Source organism: Flectobacillus sp., from assembly GCF_049240685.1.
Classification (GTDB): Bacteria; Bacteroidota; Bacteroidia; order Cytophagales; family Spirosomataceae; genus Flectobacillus.
This window is the reverse complement of sequence record NZ_JBMLSD010000406.1, coordinates 1-11,822: the sequence shown is the minus strand read 5'-3', so window position 1 is coordinate 11,822 and position 11,822 is coordinate 1. Positions and strand designations below refer to the sequence as shown.

The window sequence follows — 11,822 nt, the reverse complement described above, 5'->3', positions numbered from 1 at the left end:
CGTTCATCACTTTTTACGGTAAACTTAAACTGTCTTTCTCCACCAGGAGAACGAAGCTTAACGATATAATTCCCTGAATTCAAAGGATATAAAGACTTCAAAACTACACTATTAGCATCCGAAGCAGCCTCTTGTTCGCAAGGAACACCCAAGCCCGACTCCGTACCCACCAATGCTGTCACATTGGTGTTGCTATCAACTGTAACGGTAATCACATTACGGTCATTTTGTCGAGCCACAATGATAGGCGAGGTAATCTTAGCCGCAATCGAGGTATAGACATTAAACTGTCCATCTTGCTCATATTCTACTATGCGATAATACTCTGAATAGCGAAGAATTTTGGAATCAGTGAAGGTGAATTGGAGTCTCTCATCGGCCATGCTTTCTTTTACTGGAATTTCACGAATGTCGAAGAAAGTGTCATTGTCTTTACTACGTTGAACGATATATCTTGCAGGACGATGCCCCTCGGTACTCACCCAGCTAAGTACGGCTCGGCTATCGTCATTTACTTTTACATCAAACAAGACATCACGACTTGAACGCGTTTTGATTTGAGACTGTGCACAAAAGGAAATTCCCATGACAAGGAGACCCATCATAGCTAAAGCTAAGGAAAACTGTTTCATAGAGGTTGTTTAGAAAATAAAGTTTGGGTTCAATAAAGATAGGTATCTGCTACAAATGGCGGGATAGCAAATATTATTTCAAATTTAGCACTTTTTTAATAATATTTTTACATAAAATTATAAAATTTCAATATTTAATTATAAAAAAAGACTTTAATTCAATAGTGTCTAAACTCTGAAAAAAGTTTATAACTAAAGAATTAAAGCCTTAATAGAAAAGCTATTTAACTGAAAATCAAATATTTCACAAAGAACACTATTTCTTAGTTCTTTGTATTTTTACCATTTCAGGAGTAATGGCGCTTGCTTTATTACCAAAACTTTTACGAATGTACGTAAGCACATTCGCAATCTCTTTATCACTTAAGAAATCATGAGAGGGCATTTCATTCGAATAACTTTCTCCCGCAACTTCTACTCCTTTTAGTCCATTCAAAACCACCTTAATCAATCGTGCTGAATCACCCAAAACCCATTCATTCTGGATTAATGGTGGATTCAAATTAGGGACGCCACTCCCATCTTCTTGATGGCAAGCCAAGCAATAATTTTCATAAACAAGCTGACCCGAATCCGCCAATATGACCTTATGAGAAGTAGTTTTTTGACCGTATCTTGCTGAAACTGCCGAACCCAACATGCCTAACAACAACAAACAAGTAATTATATATTTGAACATGAGTTGATATTTAGTTTTTGATAACTCTCCAAACTTTTCCTTTTACCGAATCACTGATATACAATGAACCGTCTGGTCCTTGCGCCAAACCCATTGGGCGCGCCTTTGCTTCGTTAGGATTTTTGATTTCGCTACCACCTGCAAAACCTTCTGCAAATACTTCATATTCGCCTGATGGCTTTCCATTTTTTCCAAAAGGAACAAAAGCCACAAAATAACCACCTTGTTTCAACGGAGCACGGTTCCATGAGCCATGAAAACAAATAAATGCACCATTTTTATATTTTGCAGGAAGCATATTTCCTGTGTAAAACAACAAAGCATTTGGCGCCCAGTGCGCAGGGAAAGCCATAATTGGCTGGTCTTTACCTTCGCATCGTTCTTGAATTTTGCCATCACCACCATATTCTGGCGCTAACATTTTTTTGTTTTGGAAGCGATCATGGTAACAATACGGCCAACCAAAATCAGAACCTTTTTTTACCAAACAAAACTCTTCTGAAGGCAATTCTGCATTTTGCTCGGCATTGTACAAAGTCGAAAACATGGTATTCAACTGGTCACGACCGTGTTGCATCGCATACAATTCACCTTGTTGTTTGTTCCAATCCAAACCTACCACATTGCGTAAGCCCGTAGCATAACGCACACCATCAGCTTGTTTTTGGTTTTTCTTGTTGGCATCAAACTGCCAAATGCCACCATGCCATTCCAAAATCGGGCATGGGTCCATTCCTTTAGAACCTTTTTGGCGGTTTTTCTCCTGACAAGCATTTGATGGAGCACCAAAGGTTACATATAAATGCCCTTTGTCGTCCAACTCAATTGACTTCGAGCCGTGTTCGCTATAATGTTCCAATCCCGTTACGATTGTTTCGCCAGCAGCCTCGTCTACTTTTCCATCCTTCATCGGATAGCGAACGACTGATGTATCAGACGAAGCATATAGATACCCATTGCCAATGACGATACCAGTACCCAAAAAGTTTCCAAAGGAAGTATTTTGGTCAGCTTTGCCATCACCATCGGTATCTTTCAACACAACGGTACCTTTGCCGTTGACCAATTTATTCAGACGGACATATACATCGCCATTGGATGCTACAGCCAAATGACGAGCTTTTCCCAAGCCATCGGCTACCACCAAGGCACCGATGCCCTTTGGAAGAGTCAAACCACCGTTATCAACATCAGCTTTTAATTTGATAGATTTCTGTACTTTAGAAGATTTCTTAGGAGCTGTGCTGGCCAACAACGAAGTGTTTATCAACAGCCCAAACAAAGCGGAGAGAATAATGCTTTTTTTCATTAGAAAATGATTTTAGTGCCGATTTTTAGTTTTAACCAATGAACATACGCCATTGGCTTGGTTAATGATGTTTTAACCAAAACTACAAAATTCGATAAAATGTTCTGTTGGGCTTTACTGGCTAGGGTTTTGTGTCAGGAAACACCTCGTTTTCCAGAGCAATAAAATTGACTAACTCATACGATTTATTGAACATTGGAATAATTTGTACTTTACACAAATAAGGTTCTCCATTAGGACGATAATTTGTGAGAACCCCTTCCACAGGAATTCGCTTTTGGATATGCTCGCGTATCAATGCTCGCACGTCGGCTTCGGTATCTTTTCCTTGCAAAAATTTAGGTTTTTTACCTCTGGCAAATGTGGGAGTGTAACCAGTCATGCGCTCAAAACCAGTGCTTGCTAGCAAGATAGTTTGTTGAGGGTCGGTAATCACTACCGCATGAGCAGAATTTTTGAGGTGTAAACGAAAATCTGCCCAGCGTATCCAACCTTGTTTGATGGCATAACGGCAAATAATCTCATAATCATTTTGTGCCTCCTCGGATAAGGCAATAGGTGGTGACATAAATTCATTGCCAATAAGTAGCGGATGAATTAAGCGGATGTTCTTAAACGCATCCGAACTACTGTCTGAGGACAAATCAAACATATAAGTTTTGTTTAAGGTCTTGCGATATTTTAGTAAAAAATAAAGAGTAAATGAATAAGAAACATAGATTTTGTTTGAACTTTTTATAAAATCTAATAAACAAAACAAAAAATAACATACTGATTATCAAATACTTCAGTTTTAAATATACATAAAAAGCTATGATTTATTACTCTTTTGACTCAAGTTTTTTTTTGACCACGAAATGTAACATTATTTATATCTATCTGACTGTTAGTGTGGTTATGGAAAATTGTGGAGAGGTAAATTAGGACTACACGAAAGTTTTTTATTTGCTCAAAATAAGTCCTATTTCTTGGCATCTTTCGTTGCTGTGTCAACCAATGACGTCGATTAAAACTCATTCGTTACGAGTGAACACATTCACCCACTAAGTGGAATCACCTTTTTCCTAATACAAAAAAAGAGTCCGTAAAACCCTAGTTCCACGGACTCTTTTTTATTGAAAAATCATTCACAATTCACTCATTCATCATTCACAATTATTCAATCGTTACGATTTTGGATAAGTGATTCCAGAAACTTGGATATGATTTTACGACCACGTCTGGTTCTTCGATTACTACATCTTCTACCAATGCCAATGGTGCAAAAGCCATCGCCATGCGGTGGTCGTCGTAAGTATGTACTGATACAGGCACCGCTTGACGTTCGGTTGCAGCAGGAGTCAATTGGTATTTATGATTGGTTTCGACTTCTTTCAAGGTTGCGCCAAATTTGATTAACTCATTTTGAAGCGCCATAATACGGTCTGTTTCTTTCACTTTCAAAGACTCAATTCCTGTCAGGGTCAACGGAATATTTTTGGCAGCAGCTACTACACAAATCGTTTGCGCTAAATCTGGACAGTTAGTAAAATCCCATTCCAAGGATGTAGCAGGCTCGATTTTGGTCAATTTAAAACCACGACCCGTATATTCTGACTTCACACCCAAGTGGCTCATAATATCAGTTACTACCGAGTCGCCTTGTAGAGAATTTTCTTTCAGTCCTAACAATTCCAAAGAAGCATCAGCCTTATCAGACAAAGCCACAACTGAGAACCAATAACTCGCACCAGACCAGTCTGATTCAACGGCATACTGGATAGGATTATAGGCTTGTGGAGCTACAGTGATAGTTTTTGCGTCCCAATCTGCCTGAGCTTGTACACCAAATGCCTCCATTTGTTTCAAAGTCATTTCGATATATGGCTTCGACCCCAACTCACCTGTAATTTCCAAGGTTAAGCCTTCTGGCAACAAAGGCGCTACCATCAACAATGCCGAAATATATTGAGAACTCACATCTCCACGAATCGCCAAACGGCTGTTTCCTTTAAAATCAAAACCATTTAATTGTAATGGAGGATAGCCTTCCGTTTTTACATAGTCGATTTGAGCCCCTAATTCGCGCAAGGCATCTACCAAAATACCAATAGGGCGCTCGCACATGCGAGGCGTACCTGTCATGGTTTTGATTTGACCCGTTACCGCATAATAAGCAGTCAAAAAGCGCATAGTTGTGCCAGCATCAATCACGTCGGCGATAGGGTCGTTAGACGCCAACAAGCGCATCATCGTTTGGGTATCACGAGCTTCGGCAAGGTTCGATAAGTTGTCGTGACCTTTGGCGAGTGCATTGATAATCAAGGCACGGTTAGATTCTGATTTTGAAGACGGTAAAGGAATTTCCGTTTGGAAAGACTGTTGTACTTTGTGTAATAATAACTTTTTCAAGGTCAATGTCGGATTGTGGATGTCAGAGTCGAGCTTTGGCATCGTTTATTTGGTTAATTAGAATCTTCCAAAGCATTGGCAAACGCCAGCGTTTGGATTCTTTTCAGAAGAATAACAAAATTAATCCAAGAACCTAATCTTTCCTAATTTGTTACATGAATCGCACGACCAAGCGTCGTTTCTGACTGATTTTATATTTAGGATAAGAAAGAGGTTTGGCTATTAGCCCAATGCCAATACAAACGCCACTAAAGGCCAATAACCCAGGGCTAAGCTTGACAGGTTGATTACGCTGAACTTGATTGAGCACATCAATCAAGGAAAACATCACACCACCTGCCGCAATTGTCCCTGCTCCTTTGGATACGAAGGGGATATGTCGATACGGTGAGAAAATCATATCAATATCTTTGAGCGCAATTTCGGAAGTAACATGGCTATCTTCGTCTGTAAAGAAAAATGTGCTATCAGCAATTTGCTCGATTCGTCCTGTAAATCGCATATTTTTTCCAATCAATTGAAATGAAATATCGCTTTCTTCAAAAAAGCGGAGTTTTCGTGCATAGCCTTTAGCGTATTCTATTGCCAAATACTTAATGGGAGTATATTTTCCTGTGCTGTCAACAGCTTTTCGGATACGTCCCAATCTTTCATTTTGACCTAAAATACTTAAACTCGTCAAGCTTAATAATATTACAAGCAATAATCTCATGATATAATGATGAAGATGTTATCAGTTAACGGTATATCTGTTACAACATCAAACGACTAGTTCTATTTTATTCCATAATCAGGTTTAAATTATCTAATAACAGATACACCATTAACAGATAACGACGATTCTATTCAGGAAATTGACTTTTATCTAGTCCTGGAATTAGTTTTAAGGCATTTTTGTAATAAACTTTTTTCAAAATATTATCCGAAAGACCTAGCCCGTACATTCTCCAGAAAGCATGATATTTTTTGTGATAGGGAAAATATTCATCGTTGGTTTCCAATACTCTAAAATAAGTTGCGTATTCAGATGGCACCCATGAGTCTTTTCCAAAGAGGATTCGATCTTGACGTTTTTCAAAAAATCTTTTAGCTGTATGTGGCTGACGCCCAAGCTCTGCAATCACCGCCCCTATTTCGACATACATATTGGGCATTTCGTCCATTAGGCTATCCAATTTGGGTAAATTATTGGGAAACCATCCCATGTGTGCCGCTATAAAATTAGTTTTAGGATTTTTCTTGAAAACATTATGTTGTTGTTCTATAAGTTGCTCCCAAGTAAAATCATTTGATTTTTCTCCTGCATTACGCTTTCTATCTGGGTGCAACTTGAGTTCGAGCCAGCGCTCGTTAAAACGGTCAACTGGTTGCCAAAAACGCTCTGGGTCAGCCGTATGAATCAGTACAGGGATTCCTAATTCGCCAGCTTTTTTCCAGATTGGGTCTAAGCGTGGGTCATCAACACGCACCAATTTATCACCATCTTTTACCGAAAAACCAAGATTTTTATAAATTTTCAACCCTTTAGCACCACGCAGTTTTACATCATCTTCAAGCGTTTTTACCGCTTTTTCGGTCCATCCTTTGGTATTGATATTGGCAAAATCAATATTGGTAAATACCGCAAAACGACTTGGATAATACTGTTTGATTTGTTCAATTTGTTTTGTCAGCGTTTGAGTACTTTTGGTTTCATCACTTGTCCAACCTCTCCCGCTCAAATTCACCATCAATTTCATATTGAGGGTGTTCATCTCTGTAATCAGTTTATCCAAATTTTCTTTTTCTTCATGTAAATTCCACTGATGATTATGAACATCGATAAAAGGAAATTTGGCTTTTGTGGTAATATGTTCGGGCACGACCAAAGTAGATTTGGGCTCGTACTCTTCAAAATTCACCGTAATTTGTTGAGCATAAGAGCTCATACTCAGTAGTAAAGCAGACAATAGTAAATAATTAGATTTCATACAATTAGAGGAATTAATTCAGGTAGTTGTGAAGGAAAAATATGATTCAGCAAATCTTTATTCGAGAGATAATTGAGGATTTTCTTCATCGTCGGGCAAAATACTAACTGAGCCATAACGAAAACGACCTTGGTATATTTCGAGTAAATGTTCTAAACGCCAAGCAGTAATATCGAGTTGACTAAGGGGTATTTCTTGAATTCGTCCATTGTTGACAAAAATAAGATTTTCAGTATAGATATTTTTTTTTACCTCTGGCTTAATATGCAGCCCATGTACCAAAGCCCAAGATACAAAGGGTTGTCCAAACAATTGTATGCCTTCTTGCGAAAGGATAATCTTAGGTTGAGGTTTATGGTGTTTCATATAAATCCAACCCAGATAAGAAGCTAATATCAGCATACAAAGCCCTGACCATAATTCGGCTTGGTTCAAAAAATACACCATATACAGCAAAGCCCCCAAAGTGCCAACCAGCAGCATATAGCGGTCTTGAGCTTTGGTAAAAATGGTCGTAACCTCTGGAATATCTGGATCATCTTCAAATACTGAAAGTTCGTTTGGGTCGGTCATGCTTGATTAATGGTGAATGATGAATGGTGAATGGTGAATATAGTTGGTTTTCAAGCTATACTCAAGTCTAAACACCAAAACGCCCTTTACTCTGTTTGTCGAGTAATATGACTAATAACTTCTTTTACTTATTCGGAATTATTGCTCTAAGTAAAACATTTTCTTACCAGAATCATTCCATTTTTAGATACTTTAACATTTTTATCTATAAAATAAGAACAGCCGACATGGATATTTGTCGGCTGCTTTTTACAAAGTCAAAAAGATATATTTCGAAAAGAGTTTCGTTTCTACAGAAAATCAATTCAATCTTGGGTCTGTGGGATAATTGGCCATTACCTTAAAATCGCCCCCCATGCCCTTGAGGACTGTTCGCCAAAAAGAGTCAGAAGGCGTATCAAATACGATTTCGGAAGTTGCCGAAGCCACAATCCACGAATCTTTTTCGAGTTCGTCTTTGAGCTGACCACCGCTCCAACCCGAATAGCCCAAAAAGCAACGAATATCTTCAGGGTGAAGCACGCCATTATTCAAAAGGCGTTTTACTTGTTCGAAATTTCCACCCCATACAACGCCTTTGAGCAACTCTTGTCCACCATCAATCAAATCAGGACGGCGATGCACAAAATGCAGGGTGTTTTGCTGAACAGGCCCACCGATGAACAAGGGAACATCAGGATATACATTTTCTTCTAGGACATCGGCAAGTACCAGATTAGAAGTTTGATTGAGTACCAAACCAAAAGACCCGTAGGAATTATGATGCTCACAAATTAACACTACGCTTCGCTCAAAATTAGGGTCGCCTAAGAAAGGCTCAGAAATAAGCAAGTTGCCCCTATTTACAATCCTGTTCTTCATAATATTCCACGTTTGAGTGTTAAACTAGTACTACAAAAACTAACTTTGTAATGCTTTCTGGCAATAGCGTAAGCACCAAAATTTTCATGGCTGATACACGTATCAGTATTAATCGTACATATTAAAAATACAATGCAAGTGCCAAAACTCCAAACGCTTTTTCTGTCTCTGGGCTCAAATTTGGGCAATCGTGAAGAGAATTTGAATCAGGCAATACAGCTTATTAGACAAAACATCGGTACAAATCTTTCTATTTCAAATATTTATGAAACTGAGCCTTGGGGCAACTTAAATCAAGCAGGTTTTTTGAATTTGGTATTAAAAATTGAAAATTTTTGCTTTCTTCCTCACGAGATTTTAGAAAAAATCCAAAAAATAGAAAATGAGCTAGGTCGAGTACGAGTAGAAAAATGGGGAGAACGTTGTATAGATATTGATATTATTTATTTCGATGAGTTGATTATTGAAGATACCCGATTGGTTATTCCTCATCCATTTATACAAGAACGTAAATTTGTACTAGTGCCTCTTGCAGATATTGCTCCCGACTGGATTCATCCTATTTTACAAAAAACAACCTTACAAATGTTAGAAGATTGCCCTGATAGCGGTTGGATAAAAGTATATGAAGGTTTGTAATTGGAGATATTGGAGGTAACTTTCTGATTTCAGAAGTAGTCTTATTTAGTAAGTAATTGTGCAGAATTAGATTAAAGTTATGTGTTTAGGCACTAGGCAACAGGCACAAGGCAAAGAGTGTTAAAATGTTTTTGCCTATTGCCTATCGCCTAAACACGGTGTTACTTCAATGGAATAATTAACTTTTCTCCTTTTTCGGTAATATCTCGTGTTTTTTTGTTGGCTTGCATGATTAATGCTTTAGGTACGCCATATTTTTGAGCAACCACCCTTAGCACATCTCCCGAACCAACGACGTGTACTTTCAATACCTTAACCTTCAACTTTGTTACGCCTACTTTTATGCCCTCTGGATTAACGGTAGGATTGAGTTTTTGAAGAGATTGCCACTTAAGGTTATATCGATTAGCGATGCCAAAAAAGGTTTCACCTGCCTGCACAACGTGCGTAATAGTCTCTCCTTTAGTGAGGCTAAGCTCCGAAGCTTTGGGAGTGTCTTTTTTCTCAGTTTGAGGTTTGACACTTTCCTTATTTTTGGAGTCAAGCTTTTTGTCTTTTTTTGCTTTTGTTCCTTCCTCCTTATCATTTGATTTTTTATCCTCCGATTCCTTATTTTCAGCCTCCTTTTCATCTTCATCGGATGAAGTTTCGGCAACAACAGGAGACTCACGATTGTTGTCAATCACAGCAATGCTATCATTACCTGCGTTGGTAAGTTCGTTGTCAGAAATAGAGTCTTCTTTTAAGTATTGCCAGCCAACGTAGAGTAACGCAGCAATCAGCCCCAATAATACTAATAAAGTGATATTAGGGATTTGCGAACTTTCTTCGACTGGTCGAGGGTTTTTTTTATCTTCCATCTTCGTAAGGTTAATTAAGGCCAGAAATTGGGAAATGTTTTCTCAATAATCTTTACCTAAGTTAACGATTGAACTTGTAAGGGAAAGAGATTTTGTCCAAATAATTTATTGAATGGTTTTTTTTAGCTCAGTTACCATATCATCAACTTTACTGCTCAATTGTTTTTTGTAACTCGCTAATGTTTCTGCAATTGCGGGATTCTCAATACCAATCATTTGTACAGCCAAGATTCCTGCATTTTTTGCACCATTAAGGGCAACAGTCGCCACAGGCACACCCGAAGGCATTTGCAAAATAGAAAGCACCGAATCCCATCCATCAATCGAGTTTGATGATTTTACGGGTACCCCAATTACTGGCAAAGTAGTCACCGACGCTACCATTCCTGGAAGGTGAGCTGCACCTCCTGCACCTGCAATAATTACCTTGATTCCTCTTTCACGAGCTGTTTGTGCATATTCAACCATTTTGAGGGGTGTACGGTGAGCAGATACAATGTCAATTTCGTAGTCTACGCCTAATTCTTTGATAACGTCGGCAGCTTCTTGCATAACTTTTAGGTCAGAGATGCTACCCATAATGATTCCTACCATTGGATTGTATTGGTTTTGATAAATGAAATGACTACTAATAATTTATGCGATTACTTTCAGTGTATTTTTTACGAAATCTACTTTTTCTTTCAATTTCTCTAAATCGTTTTCTACCACTGTTACATGTCCCATTTTGCGAAAGGGCTTAGTGGTGGTTTTGCCATACAAAAATGGATACACTCCGTCAATTGCCAACACCTCGCTCATTCCTGCATATTGGGCATGGCCTGAATAACCGTCTTCGCCCAAAAGATTCACCATGGCAGCGGTGCTATGAGCAGTAGTATCGCCAAGTGGTAATCCCAAAACTGCACGTAAATGTTGTTCAAACTGCGAAGTATGGTTTGCACGGATGGTATGGTGGCCGCTGTTGTGTGTGCGAGGAGCTACTTCGTTGATTAAGACTTCGCCATCCTTTGTCAGGAACATTTCTACAGCGAGTAAACCTACTATTCCTAATTTTTCAGCGGTTTCGATAGCGATTGATTTGGCTTTTTCGCTGATATCTACCGAAATATCGGCTGGAGCAAAAAGGTATTCAACCAAGTTATGTACAGGATGGAATACGCATTCTACAGTAGGAAAGGTTTTGCATTCGCCTTGTTCGTTACGGGCTACGATTACGGCAATTTCTTTAGCAAAGTCTACTGCTTTTTCGAGGAGACTTGGTTCTGTAAAGGCAAGGTGCACCTCGTTGGCAGAGCTAATGCGCTGAACACCTTTTCCATCATAACCGCCACGACCGAGTTTATTAAACGCTGGCAAGAAATCAACATTTTCCGCTACGGCGTCGGCATTGTCGGTTAATACAAAATCCGCTGTTGGGAGTTGATGCTCACGATAGAATTGCTTCTGGATACGCTTATCTTGAATGAGCTCCAATACTTCTGGCTGAGGAAAAACCTTTTTGCCTTCAGATTGAAGTTTTTTCAAAGCATCGAGGTTCACATTCTCGATTTCGATAGTGATTACTTCGCAGTCTTGACCGAAAGCATACACTGTATCAAAATCAAGGAATGAGCCACACACAAACTCAGGTGCAATTTTGGCACAGGGAGCGTTCGGGTCTGGATCGAGAGCCTTCACATGAATGTCTAAATCGATAGCGGCTTGGAGCATCATACGGCCTAACTGGCCACCGCCTAAAAGTCCTAATTTGAAATTTTTTGAGAATACTGGCATGATTTGTAGCACGAAACCAAGAATCGTGTTTATTTATACCCCAAAATTACTGCTAAATATTGAAAGGTTATTAAATTTGTTGTGTATCAAATCAAGACATTTCATGAAAAATTCAATAAACCTTCGTTTTGG

13 protein-coding genes are annotated in these 11,822 nt (G+C 38.8%); 1 reads left to right on the top strand and 12 read right to left on the bottom strand.

Translation table 11 applies throughout. From position 1 onward, the window contains the following. From ACOVQ4_RS18535 to ACOVQ4_RS18495, 9 genes are all read right to left on the bottom strand, one after another. The coding region (locus ACOVQ4_RS18535) for a hypothetical protein (RefSeq protein ID WP_421822103.1) at positions 1-632 on the bottom strand (632 nt) is incomplete at its 3' end. A gap of 256 nt (positions 633-888) precedes the next feature. Then, positions 889-1,311, bottom strand: coding sequence for a c-type cytochrome (locus ACOVQ4_RS18530; protein ID WP_421822102.1), 423 nt, complete (start codon positions 1,309-1,311; stop codon positions 889-891). 10 nt (positions 1,312-1,321) lie between these two features. After that, positions 1,322-2,620, bottom strand: coding sequence for a PQQ-dependent sugar dehydrogenase (locus tag ACOVQ4_RS18525; protein ID WP_421822101.1), 1,299 nt, complete (start codon positions 2,618-2,620; stop codon positions 1,322-1,324). A 121-nt stretch (positions 2,621-2,741) separates the two neighbouring features. Continuing rightward, a complete protein-coding gene (locus ACOVQ4_RS18520) occupies positions 2,742-3,272 on the bottom strand; it encodes a PAS domain-containing protein (RefSeq protein ID WP_421822100.1) in 531 nt (176 codons plus the stop codon). Positions 3,273-3,775: 503 nt separating this feature from the next. Continuing rightward, positions 3,776-5,011, bottom strand: coding sequence for a 3-phosphoshikimate 1-carboxyvinyltransferase (locus ACOVQ4_RS18515; protein ID WP_421822104.1), 1,236 nt, complete (start codon positions 5,009-5,011; stop codon positions 3,776-3,778). A gap of 151 nt (positions 5,012-5,162) precedes the next feature. Beyond that, positions 5,163-5,723 (bottom strand): hypothetical protein, encoded by a 561-nt coding sequence (locus ACOVQ4_RS18510; protein WP_421822099.1) that lies wholly within the window; start codon positions 5,721-5,723, stop codon positions 5,163-5,165. Positions 5,724-5,853: 130 nt separating this feature from the next. Continuing rightward, positions 5,854-6,981, bottom strand: a complete 1,128-nt coding sequence (locus ACOVQ4_RS18505) for an amidohydrolase family protein (RefSeq protein WP_421822098.1) — start codon at positions 6,979-6,981, stop codon at positions 5,854-5,856. A gap of 57 nt (positions 6,982-7,038) precedes the next feature. Then, entirely contained in the window at positions 7,039-7,554 is a 516-nt protein-coding gene (locus ACOVQ4_RS18500) for a hypothetical protein (RefSeq protein ID WP_421822097.1), read from the bottom strand. Positions 7,555-7,854: 300 nt separating this feature from the next. After that, positions 7,855-8,415: a YqgE/AlgH family protein gene (locus ACOVQ4_RS18495; RefSeq protein WP_095164138.1), complete on the bottom strand. Its 561-nt coding sequence runs from the start codon at positions 8,413-8,415 to the stop codon at positions 7,855-7,857. A 138-nt stretch (positions 8,416-8,553) separates the two neighbouring features. On the opposite strand from ACOVQ4_RS18495, the gene folK reads away from it, so the two are divergent. Then, complete coding sequence (gene folK / locus ACOVQ4_RS18490; RefSeq protein ID WP_421822096.1) at positions 8,554-9,054, top strand: 2-amino-4-hydroxy-6-hydroxymethyldihydropteridine diphosphokinase; 501 nt, start codon at positions 8,554-8,556, stop codon at positions 9,052-9,054. A gap of 161 nt (positions 9,055-9,215) precedes the next feature. On the opposite strand, the gene ACOVQ4_RS18485 is transcribed toward folK, so the two are convergent. The 3 genes from ACOVQ4_RS18485 to ACOVQ4_RS18475 all read right to left on the bottom strand — a co-directional run bounded on the left by ACOVQ4_RS18485 (position 9,216) and on the right by ACOVQ4_RS18475 (position 11,690). Next, on the bottom strand, positions 9,216-9,914 hold the full coding sequence (locus tag ACOVQ4_RS18485) for a LysM peptidoglycan-binding domain-containing protein (protein ID WP_421822095.1): 699 nt from the start codon (positions 9,912-9,914) through the stop codon (positions 9,216-9,218). 105 nt (positions 9,915-10,019) lie between these two features. Continuing rightward, a complete protein-coding gene (gene purE, locus ACOVQ4_RS18480; protein WP_421822094.1) occupies positions 10,020-10,508 on the bottom strand; it encodes a 5-(carboxyamino)imidazole ribonucleotide mutase in 489 nt (162 codons plus the stop codon). A 42-nt stretch (positions 10,509-10,550) separates the two neighbouring features. Then, complete coding sequence (locus tag ACOVQ4_RS18475; RefSeq protein WP_421822093.1) at positions 10,551-11,690, bottom strand: 5-(carboxyamino)imidazole ribonucleotide synthase; 1,140 nt, start codon at positions 11,688-11,690, stop codon at positions 10,551-10,553. Positions 11,691-11,822 lie beyond the last annotated feature (132 nt).